The organism is Kangiella spongicola (assembly GCF_003194565.2).
In the GTDB taxonomy this organism is placed as follows: Bacteria; Pseudomonadota; Gammaproteobacteria; order Enterobacterales; family Kangiellaceae; genus Kangiella; species Kangiella spongicola.
In genome coordinates, this window is sequence record NZ_QICH01000001.1 from 933,964 (window position 1) to 951,283 (window position 17,320).

At 42.8% G+C, this 17,320-nt stretch carries 21 protein-coding genes; 7 read left to right on the forward strand and 14 right to left on the reverse strand.

Annotation, left to right across the window (positions count from 1 at the left end):
- Positions 1-55 precede the first annotated feature (55 nt).
- The 4 genes from rho (at position 56) to DL796_RS04245 (ending at position 4,872) form a co-directional block, all read left to right on the forward strand.
- Complete coding sequence (gene rho, locus DL796_RS04230; RefSeq protein WP_110200298.1) at positions 56-1,312, forward strand: transcription termination factor Rho; 1,257 nt, start codon at positions 56-58, stop codon at positions 1,310-1,312.
- Between the two features lie 403 nt (positions 1,313-1,715).
- Positions 1,716-2,297, forward strand: a complete 582-nt coding sequence (locus tag DL796_RS04235) for a hypothetical protein (protein ID WP_110200300.1) — start codon at positions 1,716-1,718, stop codon at positions 2,295-2,297.
- 329 nt (positions 2,298-2,626) lie between these two features.
- Complete coding sequence (gene ubiD / locus DL796_RS04240; protein ID WP_110200302.1) at positions 2,627-4,108, forward strand: 4-hydroxy-3-polyprenylbenzoate decarboxylase; 1,482 nt, start codon at positions 2,627-2,629, stop codon at positions 4,106-4,108.
- A 26-nt stretch (positions 4,109-4,134) separates the two neighbouring features.
- On the forward strand, positions 4,135-4,872 hold the full coding sequence (locus tag DL796_RS04245; protein WP_110200304.1) for an NAD(P)H-flavin reductase: 738 nt from the start codon (positions 4,135-4,137) through the stop codon (positions 4,870-4,872).
- A gap of 36 nt (positions 4,873-4,908) precedes the next feature.
- Here DL796_RS04245 and DL796_RS04250 read toward each other — a convergent pair whose 3' ends face one another.
- The 8 genes from DL796_RS04250 to ftsY all read right to left on the reverse strand — a co-directional run bounded on the left by DL796_RS04250 (position 4,909) and on the right by ftsY (position 11,816).
- Positions 4,909-5,406: a hypothetical protein gene (locus tag DL796_RS04250; RefSeq protein WP_110200306.1), complete on the reverse strand. Its 498-nt coding sequence runs from the start codon at positions 5,404-5,406 to the stop codon at positions 4,909-4,911.
- On the reverse strand, positions 5,406-5,807 hold the full coding sequence (locus DL796_RS04255) for a hypothetical protein (protein WP_110200308.1): 402 nt from the start codon (positions 5,805-5,807) through the stop codon (positions 5,406-5,408). Before DL796_RS04255 ends, DL796_RS04250 begins: the two co-directional genes overlap by 1 nt.
- Before the next feature lie 50 nt (positions 5,808-5,857).
- On the reverse strand, positions 5,858-6,646 hold the full coding sequence (locus DL796_RS04260; RefSeq protein ID WP_110200310.1) for a substrate-binding periplasmic protein: 789 nt from the start codon (positions 6,644-6,646) through the stop codon (positions 5,858-5,860).
- Between the two features lie 297 nt (positions 6,647-6,943).
- Positions 6,944-7,795, reverse strand: coding sequence for an RNA polymerase sigma factor RpoH (gene rpoH, locus DL796_RS04265; protein WP_110200312.1), 852 nt, complete (start codon positions 7,793-7,795; stop codon positions 6,944-6,946).
- A gap of 214 nt (positions 7,796-8,009) precedes the next feature.
- Positions 8,010-8,588: a YceI family protein gene (locus DL796_RS04270; RefSeq protein ID WP_110200314.1), complete on the reverse strand. Its 579-nt coding sequence runs from the start codon at positions 8,586-8,588 to the stop codon at positions 8,010-8,012.
- A 126-nt stretch (positions 8,589-8,714) separates the two neighbouring features.
- Entirely contained in the window at positions 8,715-9,698 is a 984-nt protein-coding gene (ftsX, locus tag DL796_RS04275) for a permease-like cell division protein FtsX (protein ID WP_110200316.1), read from the reverse strand.
- A complete protein-coding gene (gene ftsE, locus DL796_RS04280; protein WP_110200318.1) occupies positions 9,695-10,375 on the reverse strand; it encodes a cell division ATP-binding protein FtsE in 681 nt (226 codons plus the stop codon). The genes ftsX and ftsE overlap by 4 nt, the downstream gene beginning before the upstream one ends.
- Positions 10,376-10,400: 25 nt before the next feature.
- Positions 10,401-11,816 (reverse strand): signal recognition particle-docking protein FtsY, encoded by a 1,416-nt coding sequence (ftsY, locus tag DL796_RS04285; protein WP_110200320.1) that lies wholly within the window; start codon positions 11,814-11,816, stop codon positions 10,401-10,403.
- Positions 11,817-11,918: 102 nt separating this feature from the next.
- On the opposite strand from ftsY, the gene rsmD reads away from it, so the two are divergent.
- Entirely contained in the window at positions 11,919-12,521 is a 603-nt protein-coding gene (gene rsmD / locus DL796_RS04290; protein WP_110200322.1) for a 16S rRNA (guanine(966)-N(2))-methyltransferase RsmD, read from the forward strand.
- A gap of 6 nt (positions 12,522-12,527) precedes the next feature.
- Here rsmD and DL796_RS04295 read toward each other — a convergent pair whose 3' ends face one another.
- Together DL796_RS04295 and DL796_RS04300 are read right to left on the reverse strand one after the other, a co-directional pair.
- Complete coding sequence (locus DL796_RS04295) at positions 12,528-12,812, reverse strand: peptidylprolyl isomerase (RefSeq protein ID WP_110200324.1); 285 nt, start codon at positions 12,810-12,812, stop codon at positions 12,528-12,530.
- Positions 12,813-12,831: 19 nt separating this feature from the next.
- The gene (locus DL796_RS04300; protein WP_110200326.1) at positions 12,832-13,614 is read right to left on the reverse strand and encodes a class I SAM-dependent methyltransferase; all 783 of its coding nucleotides are present in this window, start codon (positions 13,612-13,614) and stop codon (positions 12,832-12,834) included.
- A gap of 44 nt (positions 13,615-13,658) precedes the next feature.
- Between DL796_RS04300 and DL796_RS04305 the strand changes: the two genes are divergently transcribed.
- A complete protein-coding gene (locus DL796_RS04305; RefSeq protein ID WP_110200328.1) occupies positions 13,659-14,486 on the forward strand; it encodes an RluA family pseudouridine synthase in 828 nt (275 codons plus the stop codon).
- Between the two features lie 65 nt (positions 14,487-14,551).
- Here DL796_RS04305 and DL796_RS04310 read toward each other — a convergent pair whose 3' ends face one another.
- Positions 14,552-15,148 (reverse strand): hypothetical protein, encoded by a 597-nt coding sequence (locus DL796_RS04310; protein ID WP_110200330.1) that lies wholly within the window; start codon positions 15,146-15,148, stop codon positions 14,552-14,554.
- An 18-nt stretch (positions 15,149-15,166) separates the two neighbouring features.
- Positions 15,167-15,391: a helix-turn-helix domain-containing protein gene (locus tag DL796_RS04315; RefSeq protein ID WP_110200332.1), complete on the reverse strand. Its 225-nt coding sequence runs from the start codon at positions 15,389-15,391 to the stop codon at positions 15,167-15,169.
- A gap of 174 nt (positions 15,392-15,565) precedes the next feature.
- Between DL796_RS04315 and DL796_RS04320 the strand changes: the two genes are divergently transcribed.
- Positions 15,566-16,213, forward strand: a complete 648-nt coding sequence (locus DL796_RS04320) for a uracil-DNA glycosylase family protein (protein ID WP_110200334.1) — start codon at positions 15,566-15,568, stop codon at positions 16,211-16,213.
- A 14-nt stretch (positions 16,214-16,227) separates the two neighbouring features.
- Here the strand turns inward: DL796_RS04320 and DL796_RS04325 are convergent, their stop codons facing one another.
- Complete coding sequence (locus DL796_RS04325) at positions 16,228-16,782, reverse strand: DUF1415 domain-containing protein (RefSeq protein WP_110200336.1); 555 nt, start codon at positions 16,780-16,782, stop codon at positions 16,228-16,230.
- Between the two features lie 121 nt (positions 16,783-16,903).
- The gene (locus tag DL796_RS04330) at positions 16,904-17,245 is read right to left on the reverse strand and encodes a DUF3703 domain-containing protein (protein ID WP_110200338.1); all 342 of its coding nucleotides are present in this window, start codon (positions 17,243-17,245) and stop codon (positions 16,904-16,906) included.
- Between the last annotated feature and the right edge of the window lie 75 nt (positions 17,246-17,320).

The window sequence follows — 17,320 nt, forward strand, 5'->3', positions numbered from 1 at the left end:
TCATGGGAACATGTAGCATTGCCTATCAATGCGTCAATAAATAATCTTTCACATTATGAATTTAACAGAATTAAAGCAGAAATCAGCTCAAGAACTGTCTGAAATGGCTAAAGCCGTTGGTCTTGAGCACATGGCGCGTATGCGCAAACAGGACATTATCTTTGGCCTACTCAAGAATCATGCCAAAAGTGGTGAAGATATTTTTGGTGGTGGAGTTTTAGAAATCTTGCCGGACGGTTTTGGATTTTTACGCTCAGCAGAAGGCTCATATCTAGCTGGTCCAGACGATATTTACGTCTCGCCAAGCCAAATTAGACGCTTCAACTTGCGCACGGGCGATACAATCGTCGGCAAAATACGCCCACCTAAAGATCAGGAACGCTATTTTGCCCTACTTAAAGTCGCAGAAATCAACTACGACAGCCCAGAAAACTCCCGCCGCAAACTCTTATTCGAAAACTTAACACCGCTACACCCAGACGACCGCATGCGCATGGAGCGTGGTAACGGCTCGACTGAAGATATTACGGCGCGTGTTATTGATTTAGCAGCTCCAATCGGTAAAGGTCAGCGTGCCCTAATCGTGTCGCCGCCAAAAGCCGGTAAAACAATGATGTTGCAGAACATCGCGCAATCGATTACCTACAATCACCCAGAATGTATGTTAATCGTATTGCTAATCGACGAACGTCCAGAAGAAGTAACCGAAATGGAACGTTCAGTAAAAGGCGAAGTTGTAGCTTCGACCTTCGATGAACCAGCAGCGCGTCACGTCCAAGTAGCAGAAATGGTTATCGAAAAAGCGAAACGCTTAGTCGAGCACAAAAAAGACGTTGTAATCCTACTCGATTCGATTACCCGACTCGCTCGTGCTTACAACACCGTAGTGCCATCGTCAGGTAAAGTATTAACAGGTGGTGTTGACGCTAACGCCCTACAACGCCCAAAACGATTCTTCGGTGCCGCTCGAAATATCGAACACGGTGGCAGCTTAACCATTATCGCCACAGCGCTAGTCGATACAGGCTCAAAGATGGACGAAGTTATCTACGAAGAGTTCAAAGGCACCGGTAACATGGAATTACACCTTTCTCGCAAAATCGCAGAAAAACGTGTGTTCCCAGCCATCGACTTCAACCGCTCAGGTTCTCGTAAAGAAGACCTACTAACGACTCAAGAAGAACTCCAGAAAATGTGGATTTTACGCAAAATCCTACATCCAATGGATGAGTTAGACGCGATTGAATTCTTGATCGATAAAATGGCGATGACAAAAACTAATGATGAGTTCTTCACCTCGATGAAAAAATAACCTAGAAAACGTCTTTTTAGGTTTTTACTTTGTTAGTCTCTTGCTCGCTCGGTTACGTATTACTATACGCGCCCTCGCTGTGCGAGAGACTGCCTCGCAAAAACGACTAAAAATACACTTTTCTAGTGATATTTTACTGAGTAAAAATTATCCTTTTGCGAAATAACTTTGTTGGTTTTGTGCTCATGTCTGTCACGTATTTGATATATGCTCCCTCTTTGTGCGCAAAACCTCCTCGTTCTTTCATCAAAAGTCTTAATTTTAAATATAGTGGTAAAGACTATCTCGCAAAACGACTAAAAATCCATTTTTCTAGGAATGTTTTTAGTTTAGATCTTGAAATAGGCTTTTAAAATTAGAACCTAGGCTCAATCTTCATAAGGATTTATATAGGTATTCTATAGTGTCTAAATTTGATAAATGGATTTTATTTTCAATAGCTATTCCTGTAGGGCTACTTTTCTGTTTTTCGCTTTCTCACGACTTTGTGCCATCTAAGTGGTGGACCAAATTCTCTTTTTATCTGTCCATTATATTTGGGGCTCTACTAACGATTACGGTTTATCGTTATCAGTACCGTGTTTGGATACTTAAGAACAAGATAAAAAAATACTCATTTAAGTGGATTTTAAATATATTTTTAGTATATTTTGGAGCTCCGCTAATGGGAACTCTTGCCAGTTTCTGTGCACTATCAGTGGGGGTTGGTAAGATTGAGAACCAATTATTTTCTGAAACGGAGATTGCTTTAATCTATCAATCAGCAATTTATAAAAGTACAAATAGTCGTTCATGGTGTAATCAATATTTAGAACCAAAAGCATATAGCTCTCGAATGATGAATTATAAGTTTTGTATAGAAAACGTGAATATCTCTCCAATAGTAAAATCTGTAAATATTAGAGTTTTAGAAAGTGTTTCGAGTTTAGGCAGAAGAGCTAAATCTTGGGAGCTAGTTGATGTTGAGTTGAAAGCTGAAAAGTAGCTGATTCCCCCATAAAAGTTAGCTGAGCTCTTCAAAATTATAGGGCAAATTGGGCAGGGATAGCCCAATTTAGCAAAGACGAAACAGGAGGTTTCGTGGTGACTGAAAGGAATGCCCGTGGTGCGCCGCGTAAATAATATTGAAGAATGAAGGTAGTTCGAAGAACCTAACTTTTGGGGCGAGTTTTTTGGTTCGTTTTTTGCTCGTCAAAAAATGAACGTTAGAAATACTATCGTTTTGATAGAGTGAGCAATAAAATCCTGCATTAGATATAGAATTATAAACCAATCTGCTAAAATACCCCCAAACATCAAATACCCCCAAATCCCATGCAATACAAAGATCTTCGTGATTTTATCGAAAAACTAGAGTCGATGGGCGAGCTTAAGCGCGTGTCGATGGAGGTTGATCCCAATCTTGAAATGACGGAGATTTGCGATCGTACCTTGCGCGCTGGTGGCCCGGCGATTCTTTTTGAAAATGTAAAAGGACATTCGGTGCCGGTGTTAGGAAATTTATTCGGTACGACGCGTCGTGTTGCGCTGGCTATGGGTAAAGAAGACTTGAAGGAATTGCGCGAGCTGGGTGAGTTATTGGCTTTCTTGAAGGAACCTACGCCACCTTCGGGCTTTAAGGATGCTTGGCAACAGTTGCCGGTCTTTAAAAAAGTCATGAATATGTCGCCTAAGCAGGTGAAAAAAGCGCCGTGCCAAGAAATTGTGATTGAGGGCAATGCGGTGGATTTAACCAGCATTCCTGTGCAAACCTGCTGGCCGGGAGATGCTGCACCTTTAATGACTTGGGGTTTGACGGTTACTAAAGGCCCTCATAAAAAACGTCAAAATTTAGGCATATATCGCCAACAAGTGATCGCGAAAAACAAACTGATTATGCGTTGGTTAGCCCACCGTGGTGGTGCGTTAGACTTTAAAGAGTGGTGTGAAAAACACCCAGGCGAACGCTTCCCTGTGTCGGTTGCTTTTGGTGCCGATCCGGCAACGATTTTGGGTGCTGTAACACCAGTTCCTGATAGCTTAAGTGAATACGCTTTTGCTGGATTATTGCGCGGTCAGAAAACCGAAGTGGTTAAATCTATCGGTAATGATCTGCAGGTGCCCTCTTCTGCCGAGTTTGTCTTGGAAGGTTATATTGAGCCGGGTGAAATGGCGGATGAAGGTCCTTATGGCGATCACACTGGCTATTATAATGAGGTGGATAGCTTCCCTGTTTTTACCGTTGAGCGAATCACTCAACGCACCAACCCTATTTATCATTCGACTTATACTGGCCGTCCGCCGGATGAGCCTGCAATTTTAGGAGAAGCATTGAATGAAGTGTTTGTGCCTATTTTGCAGAAGCAGTTCCCTGAAATTACAGACTTTTATCTACCTCCAGAAGGCTGCTCATACCGTCTCGCTGTGGTTTCGATGAAGAAGCAGTACCCAGGCCACGCTAAGCGGGTGATGATGGGCGTTTGGTCATTCTTGCGTCAGTTTATGTATACCAAGTTTGTGATTGTGGTGGATGACGATATTAATACTCGCGATTGGAAGGATGTCATTTGGGCCATGACAACGCGTGTTGATCCGACCCGTGATTGCACTTTGGTCGATAATACGCCGATTGATTATTTGGATTTTGCGTCGCCTGTGTCGGGCTTAGGCTCGAAACTGGGTATCGATGCGACCAATAAGTGGCCTGGTGAAACCGATCGCGAATGGGGCGAGCCCATCGTCATGGATCAAGCGGTTAAAGATAAAGTTGATAGCATGTGGGACGAGCTTGGGCTTGAACCTGAAGCGAATGACTAGCACTATAAGAAAAGAACAGAGGATTTATGTCTGAGCAGAGCCAAGCACAATTTGTCGAATGTCAAGTATCGTTAGTGCGCCGTGTTGGGCGCGATGTTTATTGGGTCGAACTTGAGCCAGTAAATGGTGGGCTGCCGAGTTATAAGGCTGGTCAGTACTTAATGTTAGAGCTAGAAGATGGTTCGTTACGCCCTTTCTCTATCGCTAGCTCGCCACTACAAGATATTTTAGAGTTGCATATTCGTCGGCTACCAGGCCACGATGAAGCGGACATGATCGTCAACCAATTGAAACATCAGAAAAAAGTTAGGGTGCAACTACCACATGGCGATTGCTTGCTGACTGATAGTGAACGTCCGGCAGTTTTTATTGCCGGCGGTACTGGCTTCGCACCATTTCACTCGATTATAAAAACAGCATTAAGAAGCAAAAACCCACGGCAACTGACCCTGTATTGGGGAGCGCAAACCTCGCCTGATTTGTACCTTCACCGTGAACCGTTGGAGTGGGAAAAGAAGTATTCGAATTTCAAGTATGTGCCGGTTCTTTCAGGGCTCGACGAAGAGTGGCAAGGTCGAAAAGGCTTTGTGCACCATGCCTTTATGCTCGACCATGATGATATTACAGATATGGATATTTATGTTGGCGGATCTGAGCCAATGGTCATGTCGGTCTATCAAGATCTACTCGACCGTGGCGTAAACAAAAGCTCGATCCATTCCGATATTCTAGATATCAAACGCCAAATGGGCTTGTTAGACTAGTAGAGTTAACTCAAGCTAACTCTACTTTATTATAATTTAATTTGTTTCAGTTCTTATGAAAATTGCATCATCAATTTTGTTAAAGGCATTTTGATAAATCTTAGGATCTAAGATCGGCTCATCGTTTTGATTTTGTTGCCCATAAGCACTACTACCCTTCGAAATTTGAACAAAGTTTAGTCTTACTTTAGTATATTTAGGTCGAAGCTCTTCTACAAAGGCCGTTGCTTTTGTTGTTTGGGTAGATGAGTAGCCACCTAAAGCTTGAAAGAAATTTGTATCGCTTTTAGTCGCGCTTTTTGCAGTAATAAATCCAGTCTCATGATCTGCACTCTCAACAATATAACCAAGGTCCTGAAAAACACTAACTACTGATCTAAACACTAGGCTTTTGTCATTCTCAAAATGTTTGGACTGAATTGACTGTAACTCTAGAGGGCTCATAGTTGAACGTTTTGGGCCACAGCCAAAAATTGTGAAAAGACTTATGATTATAAAAAAATTCTTTACCATTTTATTATTTCCTATATCCATTAAAAATTACTTGCTCTGCTTTTGAAGTCATCAACGATTTTATCGTCATTAAACTTAATGATTAAAGTAATGGTTCGCGAAGATTGTTCAAAACCACTTGAACTGTTTCTCCCTCCAACTAGAAGTATATTCCAATAACCTGAAGAAGATTGGCTTTGTGAGACTGTTGCGTGTCTTTGGTATGTCCAAACTTCTCTACCAGAGCCATCAATAGTTGTAATATTTGGCGCCCCAAAAGCTTCTAAAACATCTGCTTGGGTTGTCTGACCAACCTTAAGATTGAGTTGTACATTGCCATGAGTGAGTTGATTATTTTGGTTGCTAACAGGTTGAGTTGTTTTGCAACCAGTTGAACTTAGTATGGCCAAAGAAAAAAATATTAAAGAAATTACCAGCTTCATTATCTGTCCTTGTTTATTTATTCGAAATTTGAAAAATCATACTAAAAGGATTAAAAATTAGCAATGACTTGCTTAACCTTGCCTTGAGTCACCATGTCTTGGATTGCAGCTTGCAAATCTTTTAGCTGCTGCTCCTTGACGGACTTTTTGCTGAACATAAAAGCAACGCTCTCGCTTGGGATGTGGACATTAGAGGCTTTGATTTGGTCACCCAGGCGTTTACGTTTGATAATGTAATGGCCTTCAACTGGATCTGCCAAGACGCCATCGATTTCACTGTATAGAATGTTGAAGAAACTTTGCTCACCTGACTTTGAATCAATGAAGAGACTAGAGTATTGCGGGTGGTTCATTAAAGCGTAAACTTCTTCGCCGTAAAAGTAGTCGCTAGTGATACCTACTTTTTGACTGCGGCTTAAAAAACCGGTCAGGGTGTTGCCGTCGTAATTACTGCTAGAGCGGATAAAAAGTGTAAAAGATTCGTCACGATAAGGCGCTGAGAAGCTGGCGAAACTTTCGCGTGCTGGAGTTACAGTTGCACCTGCTAAAACATCAACTTCCCCTTTTTCTAGATCAGTTAATAATTCTGCCCAAGTCTTTTCTACAAAGCTAACATCGCAATTTACTTTATCGGCTGCTTGTTTAAAGATCTGAACATCAATACCGGTAATTTCACCGTTTCGTTCATATTGATAGGGCGCACGAGATTCCCAGCCCATTGTGAGATTACAGTCTCGTTTAGCGTTGTTGACTGCTTGTTCTTGTTCTGAATTATCTTCACTTCCGCACGCAACTAATAGGAAAAGTGCAGAGCAGGAAATCAGTTTAGAAAAATTCATCGATTGGCCTCCCCGGTACAAAGTATATTTATTCTTTGGTCTGACCATACTGCTACGAAATGTGAACTGGATCAAGTATTAAGACGCTGTTTAGACGATATTTTGTACTAAAAGTGTCAAATATTTATACATTTGAAAGAAATAGAGTGACAAAAGAGGTTACAGCGTTGAATCGTTGAGTTGAACGGAGGTGTGTCAATCCTGAGAATCTTTGTTCTGCTAAGTCATTAATTAATGCTTAGGTAATAAAAAAGCAGGCGTTTAGCCTGCTTTTATGGGTAACGCTATCAGATCCGCTTAATTAATGGCGTTTCTGATTTTGTTCATAGCATTTTTCTCTAACTGGCGAATACGCTCAGCAGAAATGCCGTATTTATCCGCTAGTTCGTGCAAAGTAGCTTTTTGATCACTCAACCAACGCTGTTGCAGGATATCTTGGCTACGATCATCAAGCGCTTTAAGAGCATACATCAGCTTCTCTTCACGCTGACCTTGCCATTGCTGTTGCTCCACAGCATCAGCAGGATCGGCATCCGTCGCTTCGAGATAATGAACTGGAGCGTATGCTGCGCTATCATCATCTTCCTGGGCTGGTGCATCAAACGACGCGTCGCGTGCGTTTAAGCGCCCTTCCATTCGACGAACTTCTTCGGGTTTAACGCCGAGATCCTCAGCTACCGCCTTAACTTCTTCGTTATTTAACCAGTTAAGCGACTTTTTCTTAGAGCGTAAGTTAAAGAATAGTTTACGTTGCGCCTTGGTTGTCGCAACTTTAACGATTCTCCAGTTACGTAATACGTACTCGTGTATTTCAGCTTTAATCCAGTGCACGGCGAAGGAAACAAGACGTACGCCGACGGTCGGATCGAAGCGCTTAACAGCCTTCATCAGACCGATATTACCTTCTTGAATAAGGTCTGCTTGAGGTAAGCCGTAACCGCTATAACTTCTCGCAATGTGTACAACAAAGCGTAAGTGAGCCATTACTAACTGGCGTGCAGCCTCAAGGTCGTTTTCGTCCTGGAAGCGGTGCGCTAATGCCTGTTCGTCTTCTACGGAGAGAACAGGTATTGCGTTGACTGTACTGATGTAGCCATCAATACTGCCTGTAGGTACCGCTAGCGCCATGTTCATTGGGATATTGCTCATACATCCCCTCCTTAAAATTAGTGATTAAACCTGATATTAGCACTCTTTTTCTGAGAGTGCTAACTTTTTAGCACTGTGATTATAAGAGTGCTAATTATAACAAAAGTTCCAGCTTTGTAGGTAAAGAATTGTCAATGATTACGGGGGCTAGATCATAATTCGTTACTAGTCCCAATAAGGCGAGGCCAAGGGAGTTTTGGCCTCTGAAGATCAATTACTTAGCTGATGCTTCGACTTCAATAATGATTTCAACATCGTCACCAACAGCAGGCACACCGTAAGTCATGCCCCACTCAGAACGCTTAATTTTGCCAGTTGCAGAAAAACCAACGTGCTGTTGCTCTGACATTGGGTGAATGCCCGCCTTGTTAAGCGTTAAATCTAAAGTGATTGGCTTTGTAGTATCTAAAATCGTTAATTCACCGTGCAAGACACCGGTGTTATCGCCTGTTTTCTCGAGCTTAGTGCTCTTAAAAGTCATTTTGCTGTACTTCTCAACATCAAAGAAGTCGGCGCTTTTCATGTGATCATTCCATTTCTTGTTTTCCAAGTTAATAGAACCAGCTTTGACTTCAACCGTGGTTGAGGAGTTTGACCAATCATCCTGATCAAAGGTTAATGCGCCGCGAAATGTAGGGAATTTACCGTAAGAATGTGAAAAACCTAGGTGATCAACTTTAAATAGAATCTGGCTGTGAACCGTATCGAATTCATACTCGACTGGCTTTGCGGTAGAAGTAGCAGAAAATACTAAAGCACTTGAGGCCAAAATGCCCGTTAAAAGATGTTTCATTAGGTGTCCTTAAACTAGTTTTCAATGAACATATTTGTAACAAGGATAAGGTTATGAATCAAATGCATTATCTCAATACTGACTATCAGCCTAGTAAATACTGCATAGATTATAGCTGATTAGGGTTTATTGAGGATTGATGTCCTTAAGATGCTTGCGCACAGATACCCAAGCGCCAATTAAACCTAATAAAGAACCTATGACCAACAAGCTTAGGGTAAAACTTGGGGCTAATCCGAGTAGAGAAAACTCACTGCTATATAACTGCGCCAGTTGGCTGGTGGATTGTTTTAATAGGACGAAGACAATATTGACCATTAGCGCGGCCAAAAGAGCGGCAATTAATCCGTACCATAAGCCGGTATATAAAAAGGGACGTCGAATAAAGGCATCGGTAGCGCCGACCAATTTAATCACTTGAATCTCATCGCGGCGATTTAAAATGGCCAATCGAATGGTATTTCCGACGATCAAGAGAACGCCAAGTGCTAGCATTAAGCTGACAAAAGTCGCTATCTGCTCCGAAATGGTCAATATAGAGTTGTACTTCTTAATCCAGTCGCTATCAAGTTTGGCTTTATCGACAAGAGCTAAAGAGGTTAGTTCTTGTGCCAATGATTCGAGCGATTTGGGATCGGCGAAAGAAGACGTCGGGGTTAGAGTAATCGCAAAGGGTAGCGGGTTTTTATCTAGATAAGAGATAGCATCCCCTATACCTGAGTATTCTTTAAACTCACTGAGAGCATCGTCTTTACTAACAAAAGTGACCTGCTCAAATTGTGGCCGTAAATTAAGTTGCGTCAGCAGTTCTTGGGCTTGCTTCTCGGTTGCATCATCCTGCAGGTAAACCGAGATTTTAACGCCACCATCCCACGATTGTGAAACCGCTTTAGCGTTGGTCATGAATAAGTAAAAAGCCGATGGCAGCGCTAAAGCAATGGCCAAAACCAATATCGTCATCAAGCTGTTGGTCGGTTGCCGAAGTATGTCGAGCAGGGTCTGTAAGCTGTTTTCTTTGTGCAGTTTTAACGCGGTATTAAAACGATCTCGAAAGCTAATCTTATAACTCGTTGCACTCGAACGCTTCGTTTTGCTTTTAACCTCACTCATGCGAAATCCACCTCCGCAAGCTCGTTACGGATAGTGCGGCCTTCTTTTAAGGCAATCACAGGGTGTTTCATGCGTGCGATTAAGCCAAGGTCGTGGGAAGCGATAAGGACGCTAACGCCAACCTGGTTGAACTGCGCAAACAAATTCATAATGTCTTCGGACAGTTCAGGGTCTAAATTACCTGTAGGCTCATCGGCTAATAATAACGGCGGTTTATTGACTACGGCTCGAGCAATACCAACGCGCTGTTGCTCACCGCCGGAAAGTTGAATCGGCAACTGACGTTCTTTGTTGAGTAAGCCCACTTTATCTAGTGCAGCGCGGACTCGCTTTGGAATATCACGATCAGACACGCCGGCGATAATGAGTGGCAATGCGACGTTGTCGTAAACACTGCGATCATAAAGTAAACGGTGATCCTGAAATATCATGCCAATTTTGCGGCGATGATAAGGGATCTGGCGATCTTTGACGTTAGAAATGTCGATATCATCAAGAATGATTTGCCCACGGGTTGGGCGCTCCATCAGTGCTATAAGTTTTAGAAGAGTACTTTTTCCAGCGCCACTATGGCCAGTTAAAAAAGCCATTTCACCACGAGGAAGGCCAAAGCTAACACCTTTTAAAGCCTCATGGCCACCTTCGTAACGTTTAAAAACCTGATGGAATTCAATCATTTATAATTATATCAATCCTGTTTGTTTATTCTTGTTGGTGGGATTCAGAGCTAAACAATGCCTCAATAAAATCGTTAGCATCGAATTCTCGTAAGTCGTCAATCCCTTCGCCGACACCAATGAAACGAATTGGAATTTGTAACTTATCGGCTAATGCAAAGATAATACCACCTTTTGCCGTTCCATCCAGTTTTGTGATAGTAATGCCGGTTAAGTTAACTGATTTATGGAAGTGCTCGGCCTGGTTTAGAGCATTTTGACCAGTACCTGCATCGACCACTAGCATGACCTCATGAGGAGCGCTCGGGTCAAGCTTTTGCATCACACGCTTCACTTTTGCCAATTCTTCCATCAGGTTAGATTTGGTATGAAGTCGTCCCGCAGTATCCGCAATAAGAATATCAATATCGCGGCGCTGGGCAGATTGCAACGCATCGTAAATGACTGAGGCGCTATCAGCGCCAGTATGCTGTGCCGTGACATGAATATTGTTTCGCTCGCCCCAGACTTGAAGCTGCTCAACCGCCGCTGCACGGAAGGTATCACCGGCAGCTAGCATGACTGACTTACCTTCTTGCTGATATTTCTTAGCGAGCTTACCAATAGTGGTGGTTTTACCAACACCGTTGACGCCCACCATTAAAATAACATGAGGTTTATGATCGATTGTGAGCGGGGCATTGCAAGGTGCAAGAATCTCAGAAAGCAGTTCTCGCAGTCGATTCATTAACGCATCGGCATCTTTTAGCTCTTTACGATCAGACTTTTCAGTCAGATCGTCAATGATGCGGCGAGTTGCTTCGACACCAACGTCCGCCATTAATAACTGAGTTTCGATCTCTTCAAGCAATTCATCATCGATCTGCTTACTACCCAATACCAAATCAGCAATACTGCTGGTTAGCTGGCTACGCGTTTTGCTTAAGCCAGACTTCAAGCGGGCGAAAAAGCCTTTTTTACTAGGCTTTTCTTGAGTTTCCTCAACTACTTCTGTTTCATCACTTAAAGAGGCAGACTCTAAAGGTTCATCGGCTTGGTGCGCTCTATCTTCGAGATCAGGTTCTGGTTCAGAATCATGCGCCGGAGACTCATACACCGGAGCACTAACGACTTCTGAAGAAGAGTCGGCAAGGGAGTCTGCTTGTTTGAGCGGCTCTTCAGCTTGGTTATCACGATCAGCTAAAGAGGCATCTTTAGAGGGTGTATCCTCGTCAGGACTAGTGTCAGCACCTGTTTCAGGATTAGTTTCAGGAGCGACCATAGCGTCATCGCTTAATTGCTCCGCTAAATCCTGCTCGATCGCCTGCTCCATAGCATCTTCAACCTGCTCAAGCTTTTCCTCAATATTTTCTGGTGAGGCGTTCTCTTGAGTTTCAACAGACTCTTCTTTCTTACCAAACCAGCCAAAAAGGCCTTTTTTCTTAGATTTTTTATCGCTCATGAACCGATTAATCCGTAAAATATTTATTCAAAACAGTAAAAGCGCTATCCTACCATTTTAGACGAGTAAGCGTCAGCTTTTTACCAAGCGCGAGGAGAACCAATGGCCAATCGCGAAAAATTCTTCGAGCAAAATCGAAGAAGCAACAAAAGTAATAACAAAAGTGGTCAATTCAGAATCATCGGCGGGCTATGGAAGGGTCGAAAACTCAAGTTTTTTGAGGTCGAAGGGCTGCGGCCGAGTCTTGATAGAATTAGAGAAACGCTCTTTAACTGGCTACAAACGGACATTAGAGGCGCACGCTGCTTGGACTTATTCGCCGGCTCTGGCGCTATTGGCATCGAAGCTCTATCGCGTGGCGCGGCTAGCGTCGATTTCGTGGAACTGAATAAAAAAGCAGCCCGACAATTGGAGTCCAATATAGGACTGCTGCAAGCAGATGACGGTAATCTGCATCATCAAGACGCCAAGCAGTTTTTATCACAAGAACACCAACCCTATGATGTCGTCTTTTTAGACCCACCGTTCCACAAGGGCTTGGCACAAGAGATTGTAGGTCAGTTAGCGCAAACTAACTTGCTGGCAGAGGGTGCCTTGGTATATTTAGAAATCGAACAAAATCTGGAAATCGACATTCCCGACAACTGGGAACTGCTAAAGGATAAAAAAGCAGGTCAGTTACAGTATCGGCTTTACCGAGTTTAAAGAGTCTTAATTCGTATAAAGTACACGGATAAGATGGTAGCCGAAGCGAGTTTTGACAGGGCCGATAACACTTTTCTCATCGCTGTCTTTGGTGAATACAGCCTGATCAAAAGGTTTCACCATGGCGCCTTTTCTAAATTCGCCAAGGTCACCGCCTTGTTTTTTTGACGGGCACATAGAGTGTTTTTTGGCTAGCGTTGCGAAGTCCGCGCCCTTCTCTATTTTATCTTTTAAGGCTTTGGCTTCTGCTTCGGTTTTAACCAGTATGTGTAAGGCGGCTGCAGTTTTCATGGCGATTTAATCATTATTACTAGAATGTGGGTGATGATAGCACATAAACATCAAATCGATTGCCTTTGCTTTCGATGCTCATAGAGGGTTTTTGCTCATTCAAAAAAGGCGCATAGCTTGGGCGCTTCACTACAACACGATACTTAGCGTTTGCTAGAGCAACCGGTAGTAAATCATCCGCATCAGGGTCAGTGCCGACTAGTAGCTTCACCAGACGCATTTCTTTTTTTACGGCGGCACTATTGTTGCGTGGCGGAAACATGGGGTCGAGGTAGATAATATCCGGCTGCTGCTCGTGGCTTAGTTTTTCTATTAATTGCACAGACTGGCCTTGGTGCAGCTCAAAGCCCTGTTGGAATAACTCAGCACCAGAATCTTTAGCGCGTAAAATGGCGTCTTCAAGCAAGCTCGCGACATAAGGCGAGCGTTCTATCATGCGCAAGGAACATCCAAGATTACGCAGTTCGGCCGCATCCCGCCCTAACCCTGCTGTGCCATCGAGAATGCTAGGATTCCAGTTATGCTTTAAGCCACAAGCTTTGGCGATGTGTTGCTTGCGCCCTCCTCCATGTTGGCGACGATAAGCGATAGTGCCTGAGGTTAAATCTAGATTAAAGCTCGCAACTTTACCGTCTAACTGAGCAGCAAAGCTTAAACAGGGGGCATTATCGTTATACTGATAGCTGAAATAGCCGTCATACTCTTCGACATCTTTTTGGTCCGTGACAGCAGGCAAGTCCCTGAGTAGACTAGGGGCCTCTGGTGCTTGAGATGTAGCGAGAAAAGCAAACTTTGCTGGCACGAATAGATCCTAAGATAAAAAGTGAAAAGTATAAATAAATCAATATGATAGATACTGACTCATCAATTATAGAAATACAGGTCTCGGTGACATCGTCTGATCAAAACCCGCTAGAATTATTAGCTTCTGAAAGCGGTTTGTCAAAGCAGAAAATAAAAGATGCCATGACCAAAGGCGCCGTCTGGCTATCTAAAAACAAAGAAAAAACTGGCGCAGCCCGCCCTATTCGCCGAAAAAACAGTAAAGTTAAAGAGGGTAATGTGCTGTTTTTATATTATAACCCTGAAGTTTTAGCGGAAACTGTGACGCTGCCTAAGTTAGTCGCTGACGAGGGTGATTATTCAGTATGGAATAAGCCTTATGGCGTCTGGTCGCAAGGCTCGAAATGGGGTGACCATTGCTCAATCGGGCGTTTAATCGAGCAATATTTTGACCATAACCGGCAAACTTTTGTCGTGCATCGGCTCGATCGCGCCGCCAGTGGTTTAATCGTACTGGCACATAATAAAAAATCTGCCGCCGCCCTATCGCAGATGTTCGCCAAGCGCCAAGTCGAAAAAGTCTATCAGGCTAAGATCATAGGTCGCCTGCCACATGAGCAAGTGACGGTGGAAAAGCCGATAGATGACAAGCCAGCGATAAGCCATTTTAATGAGCTAAGCTCTGATGAAGCTACTAGCATGGTGGAAGTTAGAATTGAAACAGGACGGAAACACCAAATAAGACGCCATTTAGCGAGTTTAGGCTGTCCTATTGTTGGCGACAGGTTGCATGGAAGTGCTGCGGAAGGCGACGAGGATTTACAGCTGACGTCCTGTGAATTGAGTTTTGTATGCCCAATTTCTGGGGAGATGCGCCACTATACTTTGTAGTGTGGAAAGATAGTGGCGAAAAAAAACGGAGAAGGATAGTGGCGCATTGTTGGCGCTAAGTTTTACTAAACCACTTCTACAGTTTCAGGCTTGCGTAAGAACACTATCGCTAAAAACAGTAGGTAGATTGGGAAAATAATAATCGACGCAATGCTAAAAATAACGCTTATCTCAAACAACCCTAAAAGTATTGAAATGGCGGCTAAAATGGTTAGATATGTAGGTAATTGTTTGCTATGTGCCAGCAAAACAACGCCAATAACTATATCCAGTATGCCGAAAATAACCATACAAATAACGCTGAAAATGTGTACGCCAGCGGTAGTCCAGCCGTGCGCTAATCCATAATAAGAAAGTACATCTGCAATAAATACGCCAGTGAAAAAGATGGCTGAATTGATGATTAATAAAGTCAAAAGAACGTCAATAGCCTTAAAGTTCAGCTGATCGTGCAAAATCTTTTTGAAGTAGGCATATAGGTAGATAGAAATTGCACCAATCACTAAGAATAGCCAACTATAAATATCTAACTTGGATTCAATAAGCCCCGCCCAGTTGGCGACTTGATCTAGTCGGGAATTGAACATCAGCACCCAATAAACAGGGAATATAATGGCAAGGGATATCGCTACGATACCCGGTAATAAATAGTCACGCTTCATTGTGGTCTCCATATTGTGTTAGTCCGTTACAGTCGAGTCGGTATCGACATATTCGAGAATATCGCCGGGTTGGCATGACAATTCTTTGCATATAGCTTCTAGGGTCGAGAAACGTATGGCTTTGACCTTACCGTTCTTCAGCAAAGATAAGTTAGTCATGGATATACCGATGTTTTGTGATAGTTCTTTGAGTGACATTTTGTTTTTTGCCATCTCAACATCAAGGTTAATTTGTATTTTCATGGTTTGAGAATATAGTCACAATTAATGTATGTCAATATATATTTTACGATAAACGTAAAATAATAAATGTTAATCATATTTTATGCTATGCCGCGTAGCACCATTTGGTATCAACTAAATTAGTTGTTACGATTAGATAATTAACCCAACTAATTGGTACAAAGCAGGCAACCTATGGAAGAAAAACAAAAGTTAATTGACGAGGTTTTATCCTGCACTATTTGTGATGACTTGCCATTGGGGCCAAAACCTATTTTGCAGTTTCATCCCGACGCTAAGATACTAATCGCAGGACAAGCCCCAGGCCAAGTAACTCATGCAAAGGGACGCCCTTTTGATGACGCCAGTGGGGTGCGCCTTAGGCAGTGGCTCGGCGTGGATGAAGAAACTTTTTATGATCCGCAACAGTTTGCGATATTACCTATGGGTTTTTGCTACCCAGGCAAAGGAAAATCAGGTGATCTCCCTCCTCGCCCTATTTGTGCTAAAACATGGCAAAATAAGTTGCTGAGTCAGTTAAAACAATTGGAATTGGTGGTGGTGATTGGCCAATACGCCCTACAGTGGCATCTTGGAATTAAAAAATCACAAGCTATCACGCCAGTCGTTAAAAGTTGGCAAAAGTTTCAAAGCAACCATGATAATCAGTTAATTGACATTAACGTCGATAAAAATCATAAGCTTTTTCTGATGGACAGCGTCAGTTACTTTCCTCTGCCCCACCCTAGCCCACGCAATAATATATGGCTGAAGAAAAACCCTTGGTTTGAAGCAGAGTTGCTTCCCGATTTACAAAAGAAAGTTGCAACTGTATTAAAATAATGTTCGCTTAACACTTATTGTTTGAACGACCTTCTCAAGATATCTTTAAATTCCGTAACACCTTTCTCGCGTGCCAAATTAACATTGTTGTCCGTAATAGACTCAGGATCGTCATAGTTTTCTAGGGCACGATCTAGGCTGGCTTCCCTGAGAATGTGCAGCATTGGGTAGGGCGATCGGTTGGTGTAATTCGCTGGATCGTCTTGCTCCAACCCATCAAAGCAGTAGTCAGGATGAAAAGTCGCTATTTGGTAGATACCGCTATATTCCAAGCGTCCTAACAATTGGTTGCTGTAATCGACTAAGTCGAGATAATCATCAAACGATTCAAAGCCTTGTGGCAAGATAATCAAACTGGTTTCAATGGTACTTTTTTCATCAAGCTTTTTAAGTTCATCAACCAGCTCATAGAGCACAGGTTCGATGCTATTCGACGAAGATACGGTATATTCAATGGTGTTTTTAACAAATTCACGACGCGCGAATGGACAAAAGTTATAACCGATAACGGTTTGCGAGAGCCAATAACGTACGCTTGCGATGATGTTGTCTTTAGGAAGATCGACCATTAGTTTGCTGCTTGATTTGAGTTACCCCGATTGTAGCAGTCCAGTTAAAAGAAGTCTTTGTGAAGCTTTAAAGAGTTTTATTGGCAGAGCTGCAGCGTAAATGACTATGAATCAGTGGCGTTTACTGCTCTAAATATGGCTTTAAATCCTCAGGAATTGGCATGGGCTTAAAGGGAGATACATTCGCGCCGCCTGTGTTGCCGACAGGGTATTGTCCAAACAATGAGCCCACAGAGCCGAAAATACGAATAATTTGACCGACTATTTCACGAAACTGAGCTTTTTTGATGCCAACTCGAAGCATCCAATAATGGCTTCGTACATGGCGAAAATAGTGGGGCTGGCCGAGAATGTGGGCGCGTTCAAAGTGGTAAAAAGCGGGAAAATAGTCTTTATTATCAAACAGTTGCTTTCCTTGCTCCAACTCTTCTAAATACTTTTCTTTGAGGCTCAACTTAGTCATAAGCAGGGGGCGAAAATTTTGTTTTGGTTGTTTGACAGACTAGTTGGTTTGTTATTAAATAGCAACTCATTTTAA